The organism is Hoeflea sp. AS16 (assembly GCF_038900095.1).
Classification (GTDB): domain Bacteria; phylum Pseudomonadota; class Alphaproteobacteria; order Rhizobiales; family Rhizobiaceae; genus Hoeflea.
Map to the genome: position 1 here is coordinate 41,895 of NZ_JBBMQQ010000002.1, position 21,793 is coordinate 63,687.

Genomic DNA, 21,793 nt, shown 5'->3' on the forward strand with positions numbered 1-21,793 from the left:
AGGGTACAGCCTGACGCGATAGGCCCTGCCTTATGAGCTGGAAGAGACACGACACCGTTGCGAGCGCCTATGCGGCCCGCGTGGCAAGCGGCGAATTTTCCCCCGATCCGGCGCAGGTTGCGCTGGCCGAGCGGCTGGACGACCTGCTCAACGAGGTTTCCACCAAGCGGCTCGCCACCAAGTCAAGCGCGCTGGGCTGGATGTTCGGGCGCAAGCGGTCCTCGAACGTGCCGCCGCGCGGTCTTTATGTTCATGGCTCGGTCGGCCGCGGCAAGACCATGCTGATGGACATGTTCTTCGAGCTGGTGCCGGCGAAACGGAAGCGGCGGGCGCATTTTCTCGATTTCATGGCCGACGCGCATGCGCGCATCCATGCCCACCGGCAAAAACTCAAGAACGGCGAGACCAGGGAAACCGATCCGGTGCCGCCGGTGGCGGCCCAGCTGATCGATGAGGCATGGGTGCTGTGCTTCGACGAGTTTTCTGTCACCGACATTGCCGACGCCATGCTGCTCTCGCGGCTGTTCGAGCAATTGTTCCAGCGCGGCTGCGTGCTGGTGGCGACATCGAATGTCGAGCCGGACCAGCTTTACCGCGATGGCTTGAACCGGCAGCTGTTTTTGCCGTTCATCAAGTTGCTCAAGGACAATGTCGACATCATCAATCTCGATGCGCGCACCGATTACCGGATGGAAACAACCACCCGGATGCCGGTGTATCACCAGCTGGGCGATGGTGAAGGCGACGACGCCATGGACCTGGCATGGAAGCAGGTGACGGCAGGCAAGCTGACGGCGCCCGAGGTGGTCGAGGTGCAGGGCCGGGAAGTGGCCGTGCCGGATGCCGGCGCGGGGGCTGCGCGGTTCTCTTTTGCCGGTCTGTGCGAGGCGCCGCTGGGGGCCAACGACTACGCCGCGATCGCCAAGCGCTACCACACGGTTTTTGTCGACCGGGTGCCGGTGATGGCGGAAGCCAGCCGCAATGCGACCAAGCGCTTCATCACCCTGATCGACACGCTTTATGACCGCAAGAACCGATTGTTTGTCTCTGCGGAGGCGGCGCCTGACGGGTTGTATGTCGGCAAGACCGGGACCGAGAGTTTCGAGTTTGCGCGCACGGCTTCGCGCCTGAACGAGATGCAAAGCGAAGCCTATCTGGAAGCAAGCCAGGCAAATCATGCGCAATCAACGTCAGGCGGCGCGTAAAATATTTACGTTTACGTAAGAATTTCATAAGCTAACCGATTGAAAATGCTCATGTCGAAAGTTTGAGTTGCTACTCTTGGTCATTCGGTCTATGCGAAATGTCGAAATCGGGGCCAGGCGTTAGGCAGGTTCCAGAACACAACGACCTGTGGAGAATTTCGATATGGCGCGCAACAAGATTGCATTGATTGGTTCGGGAATGATCGGCGGCACGCTCGCCCATCTGGCCGGCTTGAAGGAACTGGGCGACGTTGTTCTGTTCGATATTGCCGAAGGTACACCGCAGGGCAAGGCGCTCGACATCTCCCAGTCCGCACCTGCCGAAGGTTTTGACTCCCGCCTTTCCGGCGCCAATGACTATTCCGCGATTGAAGGTGCCGATGTCTGCATCGTCACCGCCGGTGTCGCCCGCAAGCCGGGCATGAGCCGCGACGACCTTCTCGGCATCAACCTCAAGGTGATGGAACAGGTTGGCGCGGGCATCAAGAAATACGCTCCCAACGCTTTCGTGATCTGCATCACCAACCCGCTCGACGCGATGGTCTGGGCGCTGCAGAAGTTCTCCGGCCTGCCGAAGAACAAGGTTGTCGGCATGGCCGGCGTGCTCGACTCGGGCCGCTTCCGTCATTTCCTCGCCGAAGAATTCAACGTCTCGATTGAAGACGTCACCGCCTTCGTGCTTGGCGGCCACGGCGACACGATGGTTCCGCTGGCACGCTACTCAACGGTTGCCGGCATCCCGCTGCCTGACCTGATCAAGATGGGCTGGACCTCGAAGGAAAAGCTCGAGGAAATCATCCAGCGCACCCGTGATGGCGGCGCCGAGATCGTTTCGCTGCTGAAGACCGGTTCGGCCTATTATGCGCCGGCAGCTTCGGCGATCCTGATGGCCGAGAGCTATCTCAAGGACAAGAAGCGGGTTCTGCCCTGCGCCGCACATCTTTCGGGCCAGTATGGCGTCAAGGACATGTATGTCGGCGTGCCCTGCGTCATCGGCGAGGGCGGCATCGAGCGCGTCATCGAGATCGAGCTGAACAAGACCGAGCAGAAGGCCTTCGACAAGTCGGTCGAAGCCGTTGCAGGGCTTTGCGAAGCCTGCATCGGCATCGCACCGAACCTGAAGTAATCGGCCACGGATATCGAACGGAAAGCTGCAAACCGGCTTTCCGTTCAGATTTGCGTAAGAACATCGGGTTAGAGCGTTACCAGGCTTAACGAAACGTCAAGACGCTCTCGACCGTTTACTCAATCCAGGAGTTCCCATGAACATCCATGAATATCAGGCCAAGGCCCTTCTCAAGGGTTTTGGCGCGCCGGTGGCCGAAGGGGTCGCCATCTTCTCGGCTGACGAGGCGGAAGCGGCTGCGAAATCGCTGCCGGGTCCTCTCTATGTGGTCAAGAGCCAGATTCACGCCGGCGGACGCGGCAAGGGCAAGTTCAAGGAACTCGGCCCCGACGCCAAGGGCGGCGTCCGGCTGGCGTTCTCGATCGAGGAAGCCAAGGCGCATGCCAAGGAAATGCTCGGCAACACGCTTGTTACCAAGCAGACCGGTCCTGCCGGCAAGGTGGTCAACCGGCTTTACATTGAAGACGGCGCCGACATCGAGCGCGAACTCTATCTCTCGATCCTGGTAGACCGCACCGTCGGTCAGGTGGCCTTCGTGGTCTCCACCGAAGGCGGCATGGACATTGAGGCGGTTGCCGAAGAAACCCCCGAGAAGATCATCACCGTCGCCATCGACCCGATGGAAGGTGTGACGGCAGCGGATCTTGCCAAGCTCAACAGTGCGCTGAAGCTTGAAGGTGACGCGGCCAAGGACGGCGAGAAGCTGTTCCCGATCCTCTACAAGGCGTTTGTCGAAAAGGACATGGCGCTCCTCGAAATCAACCCGCTGATCGTGATGAAGAACGGTCGCCTGCGGGTGCTCGACGCCAAGGTGTCGTTCGACAACAACGCGCTGTTCCGTCATCCCGACATTCTCGAGCTGCGTGACCTGTCCGAAGAGGACGAGAAGGAAATCGAGGCTTCGAAATACGACCTCGCCTATGTCGCGCTCGACGGCAATATCGGCTGCATGGTCAACGGCGCCGGCCTCGCGATGGCGACGATGGACATCATCAAGCTGTATGGCCAGGAGCCTGCGAACTTCCTCGATGTTGGCGGCGGTGCGACGACCGAAAAGGTTACCGCAGCGTTCAAGATCATCACCGCAGACCCGGCCGTCAAAGGCATTCTGGTCAACATCTTCGGCGGCATCATGAAGTGCGACGTCATTGCCGAGGGCGTTGTTGCCGCGGTCAAGGAAGTCGGGCTGAAGGTTCCGCTGGTGGTGCGCCTTGAAGGCACCAACGTGGCGCTCGGCAAGAAGATCATCAACGAAAGCGGCCTTGACGTGATCGCGGCCGACGATCTCGACGATGCAGCCCAGAAGATCGTCAATGCGGTGAAGGGATCCTGAGACCATGTCCATTCTGATCGACAAGAACACCAAGGTCCTGGTTCAGGGCCTGACCGGCAAGACCGGCACTTTCCACACCGAGCAGGCGCTGGCCTATCACGGCACGCAGATGGTCGGCGGTATTCACCCGAAAAAGGGCGGTTCCACCTGGGAAGGTTCGGGCGGCGAGAAGCTGCCGATCTTCGCAACCGTTGCTGAAGGCAAGGCGCAGACCGGCGCCAATGCGTCCGTGATCTACGTTCCGCCGGCAGGCGCTGCGGCTGCGATCATCGAAGCCATCGAGGCCGAAATCGAACTGATCGTCTGCATCACCGAAGGCATCCCGGTTCAGGACATGATCCGCGCCAAGGCTGTTCTCGACAAGTCGAAGTCGCGGCTGATCGGCCCGAACTGCCCCGGCGTGATGACGCCGGACGAGTGCAAGATCGGCATCATGCCGGGCAACATCTTCAAGAAGGGCTCGGTGGGCATCCTGTCGCGTTCGGGCACACTGACCTATGAAGCCGTGTTCCAGACCACCAATGAAGGTCTTGGCCAGTCCAGTGCTGTCGGCATTGGCGGCGACCCGGTCAAGGGCACCGAGTTCATCGACATCCTCGACCTGTATCTCGACGATCCGGAAACCGAATCGATCATCATGATCGGCGAAATCGGCGGCTCGGCCGAAGAAGATGCGGCCGCATGGCTGATCGAGCAGGCCAAGAAGGGCCGCAAGAAGCCGATGGCAGGCTTCATCGCCGGTCGCACGGCACCTCCCGGCCGCACCATGGGTCATGCCGGCGCCGTGATTTCGGGCGGCAAGGGCGGTGCTGACGACAAGATCAAGGCAATGGAAGCTGCGGGCATCCGCGTCTCCCCGTCGCCTGCGCGTCTTGGCAAGACACTGGTTGAAGTCCTCAAGGGATAATCCCGGGGTCAAACAAAGGCTGGACCAATGAGCGACGCCGTGCGCGAAACGCTGGACCGCTACTACGCCGCGCTGAAAGCGGGCGATAGAAAGGCCCTGCGCGGCGTCGTTTCCGACGATATCGAGGTGCATTATCCGGCGCCTGAGGGGCTTCTGCCCTGGGCCGGAGACTGGACCGGGTTCGACGGCTTCGAAGCGTTCATTGCGACCGTGGGCGATCACCTGGTGATCGACACGGTCGAACCGCTTGCAATCCATGTCGCGGGCGACACCGTCATCACGGTGCTCAAGGGCGAATGGACGGTCAAGGCGACGGCACGCAAGGTGCGGACCGAAACAGTCAACATGTTCACATTACGAGACGGCAAGATCGTCCGGTACCAGGTTTTCAGCGACACGGCGGCGCTGGGAACCGGGTTGGGAAGGCTTGCCGCGGCGTGAGTGCCGCACAAGCCTCAAAGTCTAGGGATAGGGCCGGAGAGAGCCCGGAAACAAGGTGAGATCCATGGCACGCAACGACGAAGCCAACGACATCATGGCAGAAACCTCGTTCCTGTATGGTGGCAACGCTGCTTACATCGAGCAGATGTATGCCCGGTTCGAGGATGATCCGGGCAGCGTGCCGGCAGAATGGCAGGCATTCTTTGCCGAGCTGAAGGATGATCCGGACCAGGTGCGCAAGTCCGCTGCCGGGGCATCCTGGAAGCAACCGAACTGGCCAGTGCCTGCCAGTGGCGAACTGATTTCAGCCCTTGATGGCGATTGGGGGTATGTCGAGAAGGTCGTCGGCGACAAGCTGAAGGGCAAGGCCCAGGCCGAAGGCAAGCCGGCTGAAAGCGGCGATGTCACCCAAGCCACGCGCGATTCGGTGCGGGCGCTGATGATGATCCGCGCCTTCCGCATGCGCGGCCATCTGCACGCCAAGCTCGATCCGCTCGGAATCGCCCAGCAACCCGACAATGATTACAACGAGTTGTCGCCTGAAGCCTATGGTTTCACCGAGGCAGACTACGACCGCAAGATTTTCATCGATCACGTGCTCGGGCTCGAATACGCGACCATCCGCGAGATGATCGACATCCTGCAGCGCACCTATTGCTCGACGCTCGGTGTCGAGTTCATGCATATCTCCAATCCGGAAGAGAAGTCCTGGATCCAGGAACGTATCGAAGGCCCCGACAAGGGCGTCGAATTTACCGACATGGGCAAGAAGGCGATCCTGCAGAAGCTGATCGAGGCGGAAGGCTTCGAGCAGTTCATCGACGTCAAGTACAAGGGCACCAAGCGCTTTGGCCTTGATGGCGGCGAATCGCTGATCCCGGCGCTGGAGCAGATCATCAAGCGCGGCGGCAACATGGGGCTGAAGGAGATTGTCTTCGGCATGGCCCACCGCGGCCGCCTCAACGTGCTGACCCAGGTGATGTCGAAGCCGCACCGGGCGGTGTTCCACGAGTTCAAGGGCGGTTCGTTCAAGCCCGACGAGGTCGAAGGCTCGGGCGACGTCAAGTATCACCTTGGCGCATCATCCGACCGCGAGTTCGACGGCAACAAGGTCCACATGTCGCTGACGGCCAACCCGTCGCACCTGGAAATCGTCAACCCGGTGGTGATGGGCAAGGCCCGGGCCAAGCAGGATCTGCTGGCAACGGAATTCGAAGGCGACATCATTCCGCTGAGAGAGCGGGTCAAGGTGATGCCGCTGTTGCTGCACGGCGATGCCGCGTTTGCAGGTCAGGGCGTCGTGGCTGAAATTCTCGGCCTGTCGGGGCTTCGCGGCCACCGGGTCGCAGGCACCGTGCATTTCATCATCAACAACCAGATCGGTTTCACCACCAATCCGGGCTTCTCGCGCTCCTCGCCCTATCCCTCGGATGTGGCGAAGATGATCGAGGCGCCGATCTTCCACGTCAATGGCGACGATCCGGAAGCGGTGGTCTACGCCGCCAAGGTGGCAACCGAATTCCGCATGACCTTCCACAAGCCGGTGGTGGTCGACATGTTCTGCTATCGGCGCTTCGGCCACAACGAGGGCGACGAGCCGGCGTTCACCCAGCCGAAGATGTACAAGAAGATCCGCAGCCACGAGACGGTTGTGACGCTCTATTCGCGCCGCCTGATCGAGGAAGGCGTGATCACCGAGGGCGAATACGAAAAGATGAAGGCCGACTGGCGCGCGCATCTGGAAAGCGAATTCGACATCGGCCAGAGCTACAAGCCGAACAAGGCCGACTGGCTCGACGGTCAATGGTCGGGGCTTCGCACCGCCGACAACCAGGATGAGCAGCGCCGCGGCAAGACCGCCGTGCCGCTCAAGCAATTGCGCGAACTGGGCAAGAAGCTGTCGGAAGTGCCGGCGGACTTCAAGGCGCACCGCACCATCCAGCGGTTCATGGACAACCGTGCCAAGATGATCGAAACCGGCGAAGGCATCGACTGGGCCTTTGCCGAGGCACTGGCCTTCGGATCGCTGGTTCTGGAAGGCACCAAGATCCGGTTTTCCGGACAGGATGTCGAGCGTGGCACCTTCAGCCAGCGGCATTCGGTGCTCTACGACCAGGAAACCGAGGAGCGCTACATTCCGCTCGCCAACCTGGCGCCGAACCAGGCCCGCTACGAAGTCATCAACTCGATGTTGTCGGAAGAGGCCGTGCTCGGGTTCGAATACGGCTACTCGCTGGCGCGGCCAAACGCGCTGACGTTGTGGGAAGCCCAGTTCGGCGATTTCGCCAACGGCGCGCAGGTGCTGTTTGACCAGTTCATCTCCTCGGGTGAGCGCAAGTGGCTGCGCATGTCGGGCCTCGTCTGCCTGCTGCCGCATGGTTACGAGGGACAGGGTCCGGAGCACTCTTCGGCCCGTCTCGAACGCTTCCTGCAGATGTGTGCGGAAGACAACATGCAGGTCGCCAACTGCACCACGCCGTCGAACTATTTCCATATCCTCAGGCGTCAGATGAAGCGCGACTTCCGCAAGCCGCTGATCATGATGACGCCGAAATCGTTGCTCCGGCACAAGCGTGCGGTGTCGACGTTGGCGGAAATGTCGGGCGAAAGCTCGTTCCACAGGCTGTTGTGGGACGATGCCGAACTGCTCAAGAACGAGCCGATCAAGCTGGTCAAGGACAACAAGATCCGCCGCGTGGTGATGTGCTCGGGCAAGGTCTATTTCGATCTCTACGAGGAGCGCGAAAAGCGCGGCATCAACGACATCTACCTGCTGCGCCTGGAACAGCTCTACCCGTTCCCGGCCAAGGCCTTGATCAACGAGCTGTCGCGCTTCCGCAACGCCGAAATGGTCTGGTGCCAGGAAGAGCCCAAGAACATGGGTGCATGGTCGTTCATCGATCCGTACCTGGAATGGGTGCTGGCCCATATCGATGCCAAGTTCCAGCGTGTCCGCTACACCGGCCGGCCGGCATCGGCCTCGACGGCAACCGGCCTGATGTCGCGTCACCTTGCACAGCTTGAAGCCTTCCTCGAGGATGCGCTGGGCGGCTGATGCCGCCTGCGCTGCCGACAACTGAACTGTCTGTCTGACTGAAAAAGAACGGAAACAAATATCATGGCTACTGAAGTTCGCGTCCCGACCCTTGGTGAATCTGTCAGCGAAGCCACCATCGGCACCTGGCTCAAAAAGGTGGGCGACACCGTGAAGGTGGACGAGCCGCTGGTTGAGCTTGAAACCGACAAGGTTTCGATCGAGGTTCCCTCGCCCGTCTCCGGCGTTCTGAACGAGATTCTCGCCAAGGACGGCGAGACGGTCGAGGTCAATGCGCTGCTGGCACACATCGCCGAGGGCGAAGGTGCTGCGGCTCCGGCCAAGGCTGAAACAAAGGCCGAAGCGCCTGCCGCCAAGGCTGCGGCTCCGGCTCCGGCGGCTGCCGCCAAGAGCGAGATGCCGGCAGCTCCCTCGGCCCAGAAGCTGATGGCCGAAAACAAGATCGACGCCGGCGATGTGTCGGGTTCGGGTAAACGCGGCCAGGTGCTCAAGGGCGATGTGCTTGATGCCATCGGCAAGGGGTCGGCCGCTGCTCCGGCTGCTACCGCGCCGCGTTCGGCCTCCTCGGCTGATGATGCGCCGCGCGAAGAACGGGTGAAGATGACCCGTCTGCGCCAGACCATTGCACGGCGCCTGAAGGAAGCACAGAACACCGCCGCGATGCTGACCACCTACAACGAGGTGGACATGACCGCGGTGATGGATCTGCGCAAGAAGTACAAGGACCTGTTCGAGAAGAAGCACGGCGTCAAGCTCGGCTTCATGGGCTTCTTCACCAAGGCTGTCTGCCACGCGCTGAAGGAAGTTCCCGGCGTCAATGCCGAGATGGACGGCACCGACATCATCTACAAGAACTATTGCCATGTCGGCGTTGCCGTTGGCACCGACAAGGGTCTGGTTGTGCCGGTGGTGCGCGATGCCGACCAGATGAGCATTGCCGAAATCGAGAAGGATATCGGCCGTCTGGGCCGTGCAGCGCGCGATGGCGAACTGTCGATGGCCGACATGCAGGGCGGCACCTTCACCATTTCCAATGGCGGTGTCTACGGCTCGCTGATGTCCTCGCCGATCCTGAACTCGCCGCAGTCGGGCGTGCTCGGCATGCACAAGATCCAGGAACGTCCGATGGCGATCGGCGGTCAGGTGGTGATCCGGCCAATGATGTATCTGGCGCTCAGCTATGACCACCGGGTTGTCGACGGCAAGGAAGCCGTGACCTTTCTGGTCCGGGTCAAGGAAAGCCTGGAAGATCCGGAACGTCTGGTTCTCGATCTCTAGGGAGAGGTTGATGGCTTCGGCCCGCCTTGCAGCAACAATCCTTGCGGCCATGATGGTGGCCGCAAGCGGATTGCCGGCACGGGCTGCCTGCCCACAGGCGCTGGCGGTCTATGGCGATGCGGCCTCGGCTGCGGAAATCGCTTTTGCCGGGCCGCTGTCTGATGCCGATGGCATGCAGCACCGGTTCCGGCTGAGTTTTGCCGGCAGCGGTGTTATGATGGACGGCGTTGTGATGATGGCGGGCGAGCCGGACCGGCCCTGGGGCGTGATCCTGCACAATTGCCCGGAAGGTGATGCCACGGGCGCGGAGATCGCCGCCTGCACCGTCTGGGAAGGCCCGATCTATGCCATTGATGCAGAAGGTGAGGCCGGGTGGCTGCCTGTGCTGAATGCAAGTCAAAAGGCCAGCAACAGCTTGCTGCTGCCGGATTTTGCAGCCGCCGTGATGCAGTCCCAGGCCTGGTTGGCCAAAACGGTAACAAGACTTCCCGGCGATGTGTTTCAGCTGAAAGCCTGCCAGGAATGAATTTCGGATCATAAGGACAAGACCATGAGCTACGACGTCATCATCATCGGTTCCGGACCCGGCGGCTATGTCTGCGCCATCAAGGCAGCGCAGCTTGGCCTCAAGGTGGCTGTGATCGAAAAGCGCGCGACCTTCGGCGGCACCTGCCTGAACATCGGCTGCATTCCGTCAAAGGCCTTGCTGCATGCGTCGGAAGTGTTCGCCCACGCCAATCACGGCATGGAAAGCCTCGGTGTCGAGATCGGCAAGCCGAAGCTCAATCTCGAAAAGATGATGGCGCACAAGGATGCGACCGTGAAATCCAACGTCGACGGCGTTGCCTTCCTTTTCAAGAAGAACAAGATCGACAGCTTCATCGGCCACGGCAAGGTGCTGGGCGAGGGCAAGGTGTCGGTGACCGACAATGACGGCAAGGTCACGGAACTTGAATCGAAAAACGTGGTGATCGCCACCGGATCGGACGTCGCGGGCATTCCCGGCGTCGAGGTCGACATCGACGAGAAGGTCATCGTGTCCTCGACCGGCGCCATCGCGCTCGACAAGGTGCCCGGGCATATCGTGGTCGTCGGCGGCGGCGTGATCGGCCTGGAAATGGGATCGGTCTGGGGCCGGCTCGGCGCCAAGGTCACCGTGATCGAATATCTCGACAAGCTGCTCGGCGGCATGGATGGCGAGGTCTCCAAGCAGTTCCAGCGCATTCTTGCCAAGCAGGGCATGGACATCAAGGTCGGCGCCAAGGTGACCGGGGTGGAGAAATCCGGCAAGGGCGCCAAGGTTACCTTCGAACCGGTCAAGGGCGGTGACAGCGAGACAGTCGATGCCGACGTGGTGCTGATCGCCACCGGCCGCAAGCCGTTCACCGAAGGCCTTGGGCTGGAAAAAGCCGGCGTGGTGCTCGACGAGCGCGGCCGGGTGCGCACGGACCATCATTACCAGACCAACGTGCCCGGCGTTTACGCCATCGGCGACGTGATTGCCGGCCCGATGCTGGCACACAAGGCCGAAGACGAAGGCGTGGCGCTGGCCGAGATCCTGGCCGGTCAGGCCGGTCACGTGAACTACGATGTCATTCCGGGCGTGGTCTACACCCAGCCGGAAGTGGCCTCCGTCGGCAAGACCGAGGAAGAACTCAAGGCTGAAGGCGTAAAATACAAGTCCGGCAAGTTCCCGTTCTCGGCCAACGGAAGGGCACGGGCGATGGAGGCTTCGGACGGCTTCGTCAAGGTGCTGGCGGATGCTGAAACCGACCGGGTTCTGGGCGTGCACATCATCGGCTTCGGCGCCGGCGAGATGATCCATGAAGCCGCCGTGCTGATGGAATTCGGCGGATCGTCGGAAGATCTCGGCCGCACCTGCCATGCGCACCCGACCATGTCGGAAGCGGTGAAGGAAGCGGCACTGGCGACATTCTTCAAGCCGATTCACCTGTAGGCGAAGATCGATGAAGCGCGCGGGGCGGCGGACGTGACGAAAGCCCGCGAAATTGCCGTCTCGCTGCCGCATCCGGCCCTGCCGGGTGCGGACTGGGCCGATTGCTTCGAGACCCTGAATGATGACCCCGGCCTGACGGCGGAAGCTGCCGCGCGTCAGGCTTTCGAGCGCATGCCCAAGTGGGTCGACAGGCTGATGGCGCTGAGGAATGTCCTTGTCCGGCCATTCGGCCTGAAAGGTGATCCGGGCGCCGTTTCTGCGGGAGCGCCGCGTGTCGGCATGTTTCCGGTTCTCAGCAAGGATAGCGGCGAGATCGTGCTTGGCTTCGACGACCGGCACCTGGATTTCCGGATCGTGGTGCAGACCGAAGCTTCGGGCGAGCGGCAAGCAACAATCCGGATGATGACGTTGATCAGGCGGCACAACCTGCTTGGCCGTTTATACCTGGCGGTGATCATGCCGTTCCACAAGCTGATCGTCGCCACCACGCTGTCGCGGATTGATTAAGTAAATTGCGTTATCGGATTTTCTCTGATTTTCTGACAAATTCACGTAATCAAATTTTGATTGTCTTCAAGTATATTCATGGTTAATCTTTTTCTTGCTTTATTTTTGGCAAGTTGGGTTAAGCTAATGAAATTTTTGTGTTTTATATTGGTATTTGCTTTGATTCCGGCAAATGCATTTGCGAGTTGCAGTGACTATTTCAACTCAAAAAGAGAGAACCACAAGGCGCAAGCCAAGCTTTTGTGGGAGTACAAAGGCACCGCTGCAACAGTACTCGGATGCGCTGGAGTTTGTATGAATGAGCCGCCTGACAAAGTAGGCGGATGTGTGATTGCATCGTGTGGGCTCGCATGTCTGTTTATCGGTCTGGACAATTGTTTCGACTTTTTCACACAACAGTACGGGCTGGTGCAGAGTGAAAAACGTATTGAAACTTATGGCCGGCAACATCAGTGCAGTAGATGACACGTAGCAACTGCATTGGCCGATATGCAGGCAAACCGGATGCACCGATCGCCCCCTTCACACACTGCCGGCAATAGCGAAACCGCCCGGTGCGGGGCCGGGCGGTTTGTGGGGTTCCATCACTGCCGGGAGGGGAACTGGGTGTGATGGAACGCTCGCGGCCTAGCCGTTGGTGGCGGGCGCCGGGGAAGCGGTGCCATCAGGGTTTGCAGGAGCCGCAGCATCGGGGGCAATCAACGGTGCGTCAGGGGCGGGGACCGGACGGGCCGGTTCTGCGGCCGGGGCGACCTGCTGATTTACCTCGGCGCCGGGTGCCGCGGCGTCAGCCGTCACATTCTCGTCGGCCGTCCAGAAGACGAAACCTGCAATTCCCAGAAGCACGAGCAGAACCAGTGCTGCCAGCGCGCCAGTGGAATTGCCTGATCTGACGACCGTGGTTTCGCGAACATGCTCATGCGGACGACCCTGTTCGCCGGGGCGGGTATGCGGGGTGTAATCGACCATTGGACATCTCCTTTTCTGTCACAGGGCAATAACGTCCTGAACAGGAGATGGGTTCCGGCGAACTCACGCGCTGCCGGTCACGGTTTGTTACCGGACGGGACTGACCGTGTAGCCGGCATCCTGCAGCAGCGCCACCACGCCTTCTTCGCCGGGCAGATGCAGCGCACCGACGGCAATGAAGGCATTGCCGGCATCGAGGACCGGTGCGGCGCGCTCGGCCATGACATGGTTGCGCATGCGCACGATCCGCTCTTCGAACTGGGCATAGCCGTCGATGTCTTCCGCGACGTCTTGCGGCCCGGCTGCGAGGATAAGCGGCATGATCTGGGCGATCTCGCCCTTGAGATAGAGGTCGGTCATGGTTGCCATGATGTCGGGCATCAGGTCGGCGAGCTTGATGGTTTCGACCAGGCCGCGGATGTGGAACTCCATCGGCAGGTCCGCCATGGCGGCCATCTGTTCGCCGATGCTCTCGAGCCCGAGCAGCTGCTTGCCCTCCGCCCGGGCGATCTTGGCGATCTGGATATCGAGGAATTCCACGCCCCGGGCCTTGCGCGCCATCTCGCAGGCGGGCAGGGCGACCAGGCCCGAAATCATCCATGGTTTCATGTGGGAGACCATGGCAAAGGGAATGTCGCGGCGCGACAATTCGGCTTCGATCAGCTTGGCATCTTCCTCGTCGAGAAACGCGGTGAGCTTGGTGCCGTCGGTGAACATGGTGAGTTCGGGCCGTTGTACAAGCACTGCCTGGGCGATGGCCGGATCGAGGATTTCTATTGTCTCGATGACCACGGTTCCGGCGGCATCGAAGGCTGCCTGGGCGGCGTCGGGCATTTTGGTCACCCGGGGGTCGGTGACATGCATGGTGCCAAACAGATAGGAGGGTTCGACACCGGCTTTCTCCACCTTCCAAAGCAGGCCGCTGCCGTTGCGGGTGCCGCTGGCCCTGGCGCGGACCTCGGCCAGCTTCTGAGGGTTGGAGGCGGCGAGTTGCTTGACCAGGCTGACGCCTTGGCAGGCGGATGATTCATAGGCTCCGGCCTTGCCGGTTCCCAAAAGCAGGCCGGCAGCGAGCAGGATCAGAAGTACCAGCGGCAGCGAGATCGCCACTGCATAGACCAGGTTCGGAAATCGTGCGCACGTGGTCCACACTCGGGACAAGATGGGCATGTGATGCATGGCAGGCCGTTCCTTCAGGATCTCGCCCCCATGGTAACGTGAAGCACCTGACAATCCGGTTAACCGCAGCCAAAAATCCAACTGTGGTAAACATCACGTAAACCACCTGTTTTGCCGGATCTTAAGGCCGGCTCCCGCCTAGCTGCCGGGGCGCAGCGCGCCAAGATAATCGGCAATCAGCCCGGGCGTCCGATCATCGGAAATGACCCCGAGATGGGATTGCCCGTCGAGCAAACGGTACTGACCGTGCGGATTGACCGGCTGCATAAGCGGCTCATAGGCGGCAGCAATGAACGATTCGTCGTCAGTCCCGGCAATCAGCAGGAACGGCGGCAGCGCGGCGATGTCGGCGAGGTAGTCGTTGCGCGGCGCATAGGCGGTGTTGAGCCGGTAGCTGTAGCTTGCGGTCGCGGTCTTGCCTTCAGGACCGTCCAGCACCTCGGCGGGGAAATTGAACTGGATCGCGGTCAGGCCGTTCAGCGCGGTGATGCCTGCAGCATTGAGCATGGACAGGCCGATGATGCGGCGGGTCAGCGGGCGGGCCCAGCCGCCGGAATTGGGGCGTGTGGTGGGTGCATTGTACTTGAGATACGGTGCCAGCAGCACCGCACCGTCGAGTTCTGCGCCGTACTTGCCACCGGCATAGCGGATGACCAGGCCGCCGCCGCTCGAATGGCCGCCGAGCACCAGCGGTTGGCCCGGCTTGCGCAGTGCGGCTATCAGGTCGGCGATGTCATCCTCGAACTGGCCGATATGGGCGATGTCGCCGCGGGTTTGCGGGGCGGGGCCGTGGCCGCGCAAATCCGGCAGGGCCACCTCGATGCCGGCTTTTTCGGCAATGGTTCGGGCCAGTCCGTCATAGGCGCCACCGTGCCAGCCCGATCCGTGAATGAAGACGAGCAGCGGCGCATCACCGGCACCGCTGCCGTAATGGCGGTAGCCCAGCGTGGCGCCATCGCGCGCCTGGTAGGTCTGCAGCGGCGCGGGTTCGGGGCTTTCGCTGCCGGTCTGGCCGGAAAAATCGATGGTCGCGCCGGAAACCGTGTCGGAAGGCTGCTGGGAGAGGATCAGTCCGAATGCGATCAGGAAATAGATGGCGACGGAAATCACCGCGAACCGCAGGACAATAAGGAAAATATCGGATGCTGACATGGCTTTGTCGCTGCTCGCTGGCGGTGGGACGAAATGGCTCAGGCATGGTTTCAACCGGAATGGCCGCCTGATGCAAGGCGCGGCGGCCAAATTGTGCCTGTTCAGGCGCCCGGGTCAGGCCCTCGGGTGGGCGCGGTCGTAGATCTCGATCAGGCGGCTGGCATCGACGCCGGTGTAGACCTGGGTGGTCGACAGGCTGGCGTGGCCGAGCAGCTCCTGAATGGTGCGGAGGTCACCGCCGCCGGCCAGAAGATGGGTGGCAAAGGAGTGCCTGAGCGCATGCGGGGTGGCGCTGTCGGGCAGGTCGAGCGCGCCACGCAGACGTCGCATCTCCTTCTGCACGATGGCGGGCTGCAACGGTCCGCCGCGCGCGCCGCGGAACATTGGCGTATCGGGATCGGGCGAATAGGGGCAAAGCCGGCGGTATTCGGCGACCGCCTGCCTGGCGACCGGCAACAGCGGCACGATCCGGGTCTTGCCGCCCTTGCCGGTGATCCTGAGCGTTTCGCCGTCGCGGGGCAGGTCGCCCGCCGTCAGCGACAGCGCTTCGGAGATGCGCAGGCCGCAGCCGTAAAGCAGGGTCAGCACCGCGGCTGTGCGGGCGGCGATCCAGGGTTCGTCGGACATCTGCAGGTCGGTGTCGACCACGCGCAAGGCATCGCGGGCGCTTAAGGGTTTTGGCAGCGACTTGGGCTGGCGCGGCGCCCGGGTTGCCGAGGCGCCGGCGGCATTGGCCAGGCCCTTGCGCTCGAGGTGGCGCAGAAACGAACGGATGCCGGCAAGGCCGCGTCCGAGCGTTCTTGCCCCGGCGCCGCCGCGGCGGCGCTCGGCCATGAAGGCGCGCAGGTCGAGCGGCCGCAGGTCGGCCAGGTCGGCAATGCATGGAGGGCCGCCCAGATGGGTGGTCAGAAAGCTCAGAAACTGGCGCAGGTCGCGCTCATAGGCATCCGCCGTCTTGGGCGACAGGCGCCGTTCTTCGATCAGCTGGTTGAGCCAGCTTTGCTGTTCGGCCATGACGTCTGGTGCTGCTATGACAAGTGGTCGGGGCATGATGGATCCGTCATTCGGAACTGCCTGCCGGAGCGCTCCGGCGGAGGGGCTGCGCGGCCACCTCTGCGGCCAATCTTGGTGCCGACTATTGCATAGTGGCCTTAGCGGGGGGTAAACGGATGCGGTGGAATGATGTCATCATGGCATCATAAACTGTTGCCATAGGTTTTATCAGGCGGGCTAAAGAGGGTCGAATCCATGGCGTATGTGTCTGAGATTTCAGACCGGTTGCAGGTGCTGGCCCATGGCCGCCCCGGGCATATCGTTGATCAGCTGATTGCTGAACGCGGCGGACGGCTGGTCGAGCACCCGGCCTGGCCGCTGATGCGCCCTGTGCTGTATGCCACCTTGAGATATGGCGCGGCGGTGCGGATGGCCGATGCGGTTGCACCGATGTCCGGCCACGAAGCGTTTCAGCATCTGAGCAATCTGCTGCAACTGGATATCGGCTCGCGTGGCGCGGAGCGAATTCCGAAAACCGGCAAGTTCCTGCTTGTTGCTAACCACCCGACCGGCATTGCCGACGGCGTGGCGATGTACGATTTTTTGACCCGGTACCGGCCGGACATGATGATCTTCGCCAACCGCGACGCGGTGCGGGTCAGCCCGCGTTTCAACGAAATCATCATCCCGGTCGAATGGCGCGACGAATTCAAGAGCCGCGACAAGGCGCGTGAAACATTGCAGCTGACCAACCGGGCGGTCCGGGACGGAAAGGCAACCGTGCTGTTTCCGTCCGGCCGCATCGCGTTCTGGAATGAAGGCAAGCTGACCGAACGGCCATGGAAGGTTTCGGCGGTCACGCTGGCCCGGCGGCACGATCTGCCGGTGGTCCCGGTGAATATCGCGGCGCGCAATTCCGGCCTGTTCTACTGGCTGTCGAAGCATTCGACGGAACTGCGCGACATGACCGTGTTCCACGAGCTTCTCAACAAGAAGCGTCACCCGTTCCGCTTCACGGTCGGTGAGCCGATCCTGCCGGAGGCGCTCGACGGAGACCCGGCCGAGGTGATCAAGGCGCTCGAGTACCACACCGTGCACGGGCTGGCTGCGAACCCGGACCGGGCATTCGAGCCGGCGCCTGAAGGCTGGTCGCAGGCTGCCTGAGGGCGCCACTGCTTTTTCCCGATTGTTTGCCCGCCCGGACCTGACCCGATCCGGCCTCATGCGTTTTATGATACCCGCTCATGCAAACGGCCCGGAGTGACCGGGCCGCTGCAATCTGTCTGATCCGGCTTGAGGCCGGTTGCGCCTGGTCAGGCGATGGTCAAGCGATCGTCTGGCCGGTCTTCTTCCAGTCGGCGAGGAAGGCATCGAGGCCCTTGTCGGTCAGCGGATGCTTGACCAGCGCCTTGATGGTGGAGGCGGGAATGGTCGCCACATCGGCGCCGATCAGGGCTGCTTCCTTGACGTGATTGACGGTGCGGATCGAGGCCGCGAGAATCTCGGTGTCAAAGCCGTAATTGTCGTAGATCTGGCGGATCTCGCGGATCAGGTCCATGCCGTCGATACCCATGTCGTCGAGGCGGCCGATGAAGGGCGAGATGAAGCTGGCGCCGGCCTTGGCGGCAAGCAGGGCCTGGTTGGCGGAGAAGCACAGCGTCACATTGGTCATGTGGCCGTCCGAGGTCAGTGCGCGGCAGGCTTTCAGGCCGTCGAGTGTCAGCGGCAGCTTGATGCAGATGTTGTCGGCGATCTTGGCCAGGACAGCTGCTTCCTTCATCATCGCATCGTATTCGGTCGCCGCGACTTCGGCGGACACCGGACCATCGACGATGGAGCAGATTTCCTTGGTGACTTCGCGGATGTCACGGCCGGATTTCATGATCAGGGAAGGGTTGGTTGTGACGCCATCGATCAGGCCCAGCTCGTTGAGCTCCCGAATTTCGTTGACGTCGGCTGTGTCGACAAAGAATTTCATTTCAAACTCCCAAGATGCGCCAACCGGGCTTGTCCGGTGCGCCTATGAATAATTCCGGGTTCCCTTTAGCCCAAAGCGGGGGCAAGGTCACGCCACATGGCAAAAGATTCGCGACAAATTGAAGGCGGGCTGTTTCCCCGCAAGGTGGTTCCCGTGCTGATTCCGATGCCGGCGGAGCGGGCCTATTCCTATGCCTTGCCCGAAGGGGTGGATGCCGGGCCCGGTCAGATCGTGCAGGTGCCGCTGGGGCCGCGGCTGGTGGCCGGCATCGTCTGGGACGGTGAAGCCGACCAGGTCAACCCGGACAAGCTGCGCGAGATCACCCAGGTGTTCGACTGCCCGGCGGTTGTCGAGCCGATGCGGCGGTTCATCGACTGGGTGTCGGCCTACACGCTGTCGCCGCCGGGGCTGGTGGCGCGGATGGCGCTGAGGGCGCCGGCGGCATTTGACCCGGAACCGATGATCGACGCGCTGCGGCTGACAAGCGCCCGGCCCGAGCGGCTGACGCCGGCGCGCGAGCGGGTGCTGGCGCAGGCGGACAACGGGCTGGCCTGGAGCAAGAGCGGGCTGGCGCATGCGGCCGGCGTGACGCCGAGCGTGATTGACGGGCTGTTTGCGCAAGGGGTGTTCGAACCGGTGAAACTGCCGCCGCCGCCGGTGGTGGCAGCACCCGATCCGGATTACCAACCGGCGGTGCTGGAGGACGGGCAGGCGGAGGCCGCGGATGCGCTGCGCGAAACCGTCGCCAGGGGCGGGTTCGGCGTCACCCTGCTTGACGGGGTGACCGGATCGGGCAAGACCGAGGTCTATTTCGAGGCGATTGCCGAGGCACTGCGGAAGGGCCGGCAGGTGCTGATCCTGTTGCCCGAGATCGCGCTGACAAACTCGTTTCTCGACCGGTTTCACGCCCGCTTCGGGGCGCGGCCGGCGGAATGGCATTCGGAACTGGCGCCGCGGACGCGCGAGAAGGTCTGGCGGCAGGTCACCGAGGCGCGGGTCAGCGTCGTGGCCGGGGCGCGTTCGGCGCTGTTCCTGCCGTTTGCCGATCTCGGTCTGATCATCGTCGATGAGGAGCACGATCCGGCCTACAAGCAGGAAGACCGGGTGTTCTACAATGCCCGCGACATGGCGGTGGTCCGCGCCCGGCTCGGCGACATTCCGGTGGTGCTGGCGTCTGCGACACCGTCGATCGAAAGCCGGGTGAACGCGGCGCAGGGGCGCTACAGCCACCTGCTGCTGCCGAGCCGCTATGCCGATGCCGGGCTGCCTGATTTGAAGCTGGTGGATTTGCGGCGGCATGCACCGGCGCGCGGCGGGTTCCTGTCGCCGGTGCTGCTCAAGGCGATGGCCGAGACGCTGGAGCGGAAGGAACAGTCGCTCTTGTTCCTCAACCGGCGCGGCTATGCGCCGCTGACGCTGTGCCGGGTCTGCGGCCACCGCTTCGAATGCCCGCAATGCTCAAGCTGGCTGGTCGAGCACCGGTTCCGCGGGCAATTGCAGTGCCATCATTGCGGCTATGGCGAGCCGACGCCGCAGGCCTGCCCGTCCTGCGGGGCGCTGGATCACCTGACGGCCTGCGGGCCGGGAATCGAGCGGATCGCCGAGGAGGCGGACAAGCATTTCCCGGATGCACGGACCATCGTGCTGTCGTCCGACATGGCCGGCGGCACGCGGCGGCTCAGGATCGAGCTCGAGGCAATCGCCAATGGCGAGGCGGATATTGTCATCGGCACGCAGCTGGTGGCCAAGGGGCACAATTTCCCGCTGATGACCCTGGTCGGCGTGGTCGACGCCGATCTCGGCCTGTCGAACGGCGATCCGCGGGCGGCCGAACGGACTTACCAGCTGTTGTCACAGGTGACCGGCCGGGCCGGGCGCACGGGGCGGAAGAGCCACGGCCTGATCCAGACGTTTCAGCCGCAGCATCCGGTGATGCAGGCGCTGGCCTCGGGTGATCCGGAAGCGTTTTACGAGCGCGAGACCGATGAGCGCAACCGCGCCATGCTGCCGCCGTTCGGCCGCCTCGCCTCGGTGATCATCTCGGCGGCCACCCGGCCAGAGGCGGAAGGCCATGCGCGGGGACTGCGCTCTGCAGCGCCCGCCATGCCCGGCATCATGGTGCTGGGACCGGCGGAAGCGCCGCTGGCGCTGATCCGCGGCCGCTACCGCTTCCGGCTCTTGGTGCATGGCGAACGCGGGAAGGACATGCAGGGGTTCATCCGGCAAATGCTGGCGCAAGGCCCCAAGGCGCGCGGCTCGGTGCAGGTGCAGGTCGATATCGATCCGCAGAGCTTTTTGTGAGGGGTGGGAGGACGATCGCTCTGCAGGCGTTTCAGACATTCGCCACAGATTTTGGTTTGGTGAAAAATGGGCGAGGGAGCAGCCATTCGCTGCAGATCACACCAAGGTCTGCAATTCGGCCAAAGCAGACATGACGCCATGGAATGCCAGCAACCTGTTTTCTATTGGCAGACCTATTCGATGAAACCAAGTTCTTTTCATCTTAAGCGAAGCGACGTTGGACAGGCAGTGACAATTGACAATGCATAACCCGTCGGCTATGAAAAATCATAACCTTGGAGTTATGCTTTATGAACCGACCCACAGACGACATATTTAAGGCCCTTGCCGACCCCACGCGTCGCGGCGTTTTCGAGCATCTCTGCATTGAAGGGGAGCAGACGGTCGTTGCATTGACGAAACGTGCCGGAGTTTCGCAGCCTGCAGTCTCCAAACATCTCGCCATCCTTAAGAAGGGTGGCCTGGTTAGCGCTAAGCAAGAGGGGCGGGAGACACGCTATGCGGCCCAGACGAATGCCCTGGTTCCATTGGTCGATTGGACACGGCGCATGAGCGGGTTCTGGGATTCGAAACTCCAAAGTCTCGAAGACCTGCTCAACAGGATGGACCAATGACAGATGTGAAGAACGAGATGAGGGCAGTCGTCAAGGAGCGCCAGCTTGATCATCCTCCCGAGAAGGTCTGGCGGGCGCTGACGCAAAAGCACCTGGTCGGGGAGTGGCTGATGGAATGTGATTTTGAAGCCGAACCAGGTCATGAGTTCGAGCTACAAGCGAGCTGGGGAACTGTTGCCTGTATGGTACTGGCGGTGGAACCACCGAAGTTCCTCTCATATTCGTGGCAGGCACACGGTCTCGACAGTGTCGTTACGTGGACCCTGACAAATACCGAGACCGGCACACATCTGCGTATGGAGCAGACAGGTTTCGGGATGGATCAGGAGCAAGCGTATCGTGGAGCGACAGCTGGGTGGAACAATTTCCTCGGCAGACTCGAACAGGTCTTGTCCAATCAGGTCTCAAATTTGTCCAAAGGAGCATCGCGTTGACTATTTTTCTGTTGATCCTGCAAGTGCTCCTGGCCTTGCACACGGTAATCGGCGCGGGTTGGAAGGTGTTCAATTCGACGCAGTCGGTACCGACACTTAACGCCATCCCGAATGGCGTCTGGATGGGTCTAGTCCCATTTGAGCTGATCTGTGCCGCTTGTCTGGTCCTGCCTGCCTTCATGCCATCACTTGGTTTTCTGGTTCCACTTGCTGCCATCGGCATTGCAGCTGAAATGTTGCTGTTTTCGGGTGTCCACCTTTTTTCCGGGGCAGCTGACAACGGGCCGTTGCTCTATTGGCTTGGGGTTGCTGCCGTATGCACGGTCATCGCTTTGGGTAACTGGTTTGCGGTGCCACGCTAAGC

The 21,793-nt window shown here is 61.8% G+C and carries 21 protein-coding genes; 16 read left to right on the forward strand and 5 right to left on the reverse strand.

Annotation, left to right across the window (positions count from 1 at the left end; genetic code table 11):
* Window positions 1-32: 32 nt before the first annotated feature.
* From zapE to WNY80_RS05585, 11 genes are all read left to right on the forward strand, one after another.
* Window positions 33-1,205: a cell division protein ZapE gene (zapE, locus tag WNY80_RS05535; protein WP_342886366.1), complete on the forward strand. Its 1,173-nt coding sequence runs from the start codon at window positions 33-35 to the stop codon at window positions 1,203-1,205.
* A 163-nt stretch (window positions 1,206-1,368) separates the two neighbouring features.
* Window positions 1,369-2,331: a malate dehydrogenase gene (gene mdh, locus WNY80_RS05540; RefSeq protein WP_342886367.1), complete on the forward strand. Its 963-nt coding sequence runs from the start codon at window positions 1,369-1,371 to the stop codon at window positions 2,329-2,331.
* Between the two features lie 136 nt (window positions 2,332-2,467).
* Window positions 2,468-3,664 (forward strand): ADP-forming succinate--CoA ligase subunit beta, encoded by a 1,197-nt coding sequence (gene sucC, locus WNY80_RS05545; RefSeq protein ID WP_342886368.1) that lies wholly within the window; start codon window positions 2,468-2,470, stop codon window positions 3,662-3,664.
* Window positions 3,665-3,668: 4 nt separating this feature from the next.
* On the forward strand, window positions 3,669-4,571 hold the full coding sequence (gene sucD / locus WNY80_RS05550; RefSeq protein WP_342886369.1) for a succinate--CoA ligase subunit alpha: 903 nt from the start codon (window positions 3,669-3,671) through the stop codon (window positions 4,569-4,571).
* A gap of 27 nt (window positions 4,572-4,598) precedes the next feature.
* A complete protein-coding gene (locus WNY80_RS05555) occupies window positions 4,599-5,012 on the forward strand; it encodes a nuclear transport factor 2 family protein (RefSeq protein WP_342886370.1) in 414 nt (137 codons plus the stop codon).
* Between the two features lie 64 nt (window positions 5,013-5,076).
* Complete coding sequence (locus tag WNY80_RS05560) at window positions 5,077-8,067, forward strand: 2-oxoglutarate dehydrogenase E1 component (RefSeq protein ID WP_342886371.1); 2,991 nt, start codon at window positions 5,077-5,079, stop codon at window positions 8,065-8,067.
* Window positions 8,068-8,130: 63 nt separating this feature from the next.
* On the forward strand, window positions 8,131-9,345 hold the full coding sequence (odhB, locus tag WNY80_RS05565) for a 2-oxoglutarate dehydrogenase complex dihydrolipoyllysine-residue succinyltransferase (RefSeq protein ID WP_342886372.1): 1,215 nt from the start codon (window positions 8,131-8,133) through the stop codon (window positions 9,343-9,345).
* Between the two features lie 10 nt (window positions 9,346-9,355).
* Window positions 9,356-9,871 carry a hypothetical protein gene (locus WNY80_RS05570; protein ID WP_342886373.1) on the forward strand — a complete coding sequence of 172 codons (516 nt, stop codon included), beginning with the start codon at window positions 9,356-9,358 and terminating at the stop codon, window positions 9,869-9,871.
* Between the two features lie 24 nt (window positions 9,872-9,895).
* A complete protein-coding gene (lpdA, locus tag WNY80_RS05575) occupies window positions 9,896-11,302 on the forward strand; it encodes a dihydrolipoyl dehydrogenase (RefSeq protein WP_342886374.1) in 1,407 nt (468 codons plus the stop codon).
* A 33-nt stretch (window positions 11,303-11,335) separates the two neighbouring features.
* The gene (locus WNY80_RS05580; protein ID WP_342886375.1) at window positions 11,336-11,809 is read left to right on the forward strand and encodes a DUF2867 domain-containing protein; all 474 of its coding nucleotides are present in this window, start codon (window positions 11,336-11,338) and stop codon (window positions 11,807-11,809) included.
* Window positions 11,810-11,887: 78 nt separating this feature from the next.
* Window positions 11,888-12,274 carry a hypothetical protein gene (locus WNY80_RS05585; protein ID WP_342886376.1) on the forward strand — a complete coding sequence of 129 codons (387 nt, stop codon included), beginning with the start codon at window positions 11,888-11,890 and terminating at the stop codon, window positions 12,272-12,274.
* A 162-nt stretch (window positions 12,275-12,436) separates the two neighbouring features.
* Here the strand turns inward: WNY80_RS05585 and WNY80_RS05590 are convergent, their stop codons facing one another.
* The 4 genes from WNY80_RS05590 to WNY80_RS05605 all read right to left on the reverse strand — a co-directional run bounded on the left by WNY80_RS05590 (window position 12,437) and on the right by WNY80_RS05605 (window position 16,159).
* Complete coding sequence (locus tag WNY80_RS05590; RefSeq protein ID WP_342886377.1) at window positions 12,437-12,778, reverse strand: hypothetical protein; 342 nt, start codon at window positions 12,776-12,778, stop codon at window positions 12,437-12,439.
* Between the two features lie 87 nt (window positions 12,779-12,865).
* On the reverse strand, window positions 12,866-13,957 hold the full coding sequence (locus tag WNY80_RS05595) for a TraB/GumN family protein (protein ID WP_342886378.1): 1,092 nt from the start codon (window positions 13,955-13,957) through the stop codon (window positions 12,866-12,868).
* A gap of 138 nt (window positions 13,958-14,095) precedes the next feature.
* On the reverse strand, window positions 14,096-15,109 hold the full coding sequence (locus WNY80_RS05600; protein ID WP_342886379.1) for an alpha/beta fold hydrolase: 1,014 nt from the start codon (window positions 15,107-15,109) through the stop codon (window positions 14,096-14,098).
* 114 nt (window positions 15,110-15,223) lie between these two features.
* Window positions 15,224-16,159 (reverse strand): tyrosine recombinase XerC, encoded by a 936-nt coding sequence (locus tag WNY80_RS05605; RefSeq protein ID WP_342886380.1) that lies wholly within the window; start codon window positions 16,157-16,159, stop codon window positions 15,224-15,226.
* 198 nt (window positions 16,160-16,357) lie between these two features.
* On the opposite strand from WNY80_RS05605, the gene WNY80_RS05610 reads away from it, so the two are divergent.
* Complete coding sequence (locus tag WNY80_RS05610; protein ID WP_342886381.1) at window positions 16,358-17,266, forward strand: 1-acyl-sn-glycerol-3-phosphate acyltransferase; 909 nt, start codon at window positions 16,358-16,360, stop codon at window positions 17,264-17,266.
* 160 nt (window positions 17,267-17,426) lie between these two features.
* Here the strand turns inward: WNY80_RS05610 and fsa are convergent, their stop codons facing one another.
* Complete coding sequence (gene fsa, locus WNY80_RS05615) at window positions 17,427-18,080, reverse strand: fructose-6-phosphate aldolase (protein ID WP_342886382.1); 654 nt, start codon at window positions 18,078-18,080, stop codon at window positions 17,427-17,429.
* Between the two features lie 96 nt (window positions 18,081-18,176).
* On the opposite strand from fsa, the gene WNY80_RS05620 reads away from it, so the two are divergent.
* The 4 genes from WNY80_RS05620 to WNY80_RS05635 all read left to right on the forward strand — a co-directional run bounded on the left by WNY80_RS05620 (window position 18,177) and on the right by WNY80_RS05635 (window position 21,791).
* Window positions 18,177-20,381 (forward strand): primosomal protein N', encoded by a 2,205-nt coding sequence (locus tag WNY80_RS05620; RefSeq protein WP_342886383.1) that lies wholly within the window; start codon window positions 18,177-18,179, stop codon window positions 20,379-20,381.
* Between the two features lie 290 nt (window positions 20,382-20,671).
* Window positions 20,672-20,995, forward strand: a complete 324-nt coding sequence (locus WNY80_RS05625; RefSeq protein ID WP_342886384.1) for a metalloregulator ArsR/SmtB family transcription factor — start codon at window positions 20,672-20,674, stop codon at window positions 20,993-20,995.
* Complete coding sequence (locus tag WNY80_RS05630) at window positions 20,992-21,429, forward strand: SRPBCC domain-containing protein (RefSeq protein ID WP_342886385.1); 438 nt, start codon at window positions 20,992-20,994, stop codon at window positions 21,427-21,429. Before WNY80_RS05625 ends, WNY80_RS05630 begins: the two co-directional genes overlap by 4 nt.
* Window positions 21,426-21,791, forward strand: a complete 366-nt coding sequence (locus tag WNY80_RS05635; protein WP_342886386.1) for a hypothetical protein — start codon at window positions 21,426-21,428, stop codon at window positions 21,789-21,791. Before WNY80_RS05630 ends, WNY80_RS05635 begins: the two co-directional genes overlap by 4 nt.
* The last annotated feature ends 2 nt before the right edge of the window (window positions 21,792-21,793 follow it).

Coding starts and splice junctions, on each gene's coding strand:
- WNY80_RS05605 (WP_342886380.1), bottom strand. CDS start 16,159: ATGCCCCGACCACTTGTCATAGCAGCACCAGACGTCATGGCCGAACAG.
- WNY80_RS05600 (WP_342886379.1), bottom strand. CDS start 15,109: ATGTCAGCATCCGATATTTTCCTTATTGTCCTGCGGTTCGCGGTGATT.
- sucC (WP_342886368.1), top strand. CDS start 2,468: ATGAACATCCATGAATATCAGGCCAAGGCCCTTCTCAAGGGTTTTGGC.
- WNY80_RS05625 (WP_342886384.1), top strand. CDS start 20,672: ATGAACCGACCCACAGACGACATATTTAAGGCCCTTGCCGACCCCACG.
- WNY80_RS05610 (WP_342886381.1), top strand. CDS start 16,358: ATGGCGTATGTGTCTGAGATTTCAGACCGGTTGCAGGTGCTGGCCCAT.
- WNY80_RS05585 (WP_342886376.1), top strand. CDS start 11,888: ATGGTTAATCTTTTTCTTGCTTTATTTTTGGCAAGTTGGGTTAAGCTA.
- WNY80_RS05595 (WP_342886378.1), bottom strand. CDS start 13,957: ATGCATCACATGCCCATCTTGTCCCGAGTGTGGACCACGTGCGCACGA.
- WNY80_RS05630 (WP_342886385.1), top strand. CDS start 20,992: ATGACAGATGTGAAGAACGAGATGAGGGCAGTCGTCAAGGAGCGCCAG.
- lpdA (WP_342886374.1), top strand. CDS start 9,896: ATGAGCTACGACGTCATCATCATCGGTTCCGGACCCGGCGGCTATGTC.
- zapE (WP_342886366.1), top strand. CDS start 33: ATGAGCTGGAAGAGACACGACACCGTTGCGAGCGCCTATGCGGCCCGC.
- fsa (WP_342886382.1), bottom strand. CDS start 18,080: ATGAAATTCTTTGTCGACACAGCCGACGTCAACGAAATTCGGGAGCTC.
- WNY80_RS05590 (WP_342886377.1), bottom strand. CDS start 12,778: ATGGTCGATTACACCCCGCATACCCGCCCCGGCGAACAGGGTCGTCCG.
- WNY80_RS05570 (WP_342886373.1), top strand. CDS start 9,356: ATGGCTTCGGCCCGCCTTGCAGCAACAATCCTTGCGGCCATGATGGTG.
- odhB (WP_342886372.1), top strand. CDS start 8,131: ATGGCTACTGAAGTTCGCGTCCCGACCCTTGGTGAATCTGTCAGCGAA.
- sucD (WP_342886369.1), top strand. CDS start 3,669: ATGTCCATTCTGATCGACAAGAACACCAAGGTCCTGGTTCAGGGCCTG.
- WNY80_RS05620 (WP_342886383.1), top strand. CDS start 18,177: ATGGCAAAAGATTCGCGACAAATTGAAGGCGGGCTGTTTCCCCGCAAG.
- WNY80_RS05555 (WP_342886370.1), top strand. CDS start 4,599: ATGAGCGACGCCGTGCGCGAAACGCTGGACCGCTACTACGCCGCGCTG.
- mdh (WP_342886367.1), top strand. CDS start 1,369: ATGGCGCGCAACAAGATTGCATTGATTGGTTCGGGAATGATCGGCGGC.
- WNY80_RS05560 (WP_342886371.1), top strand. CDS start 5,077: ATGGCACGCAACGACGAAGCCAACGACATCATGGCAGAAACCTCGTTC.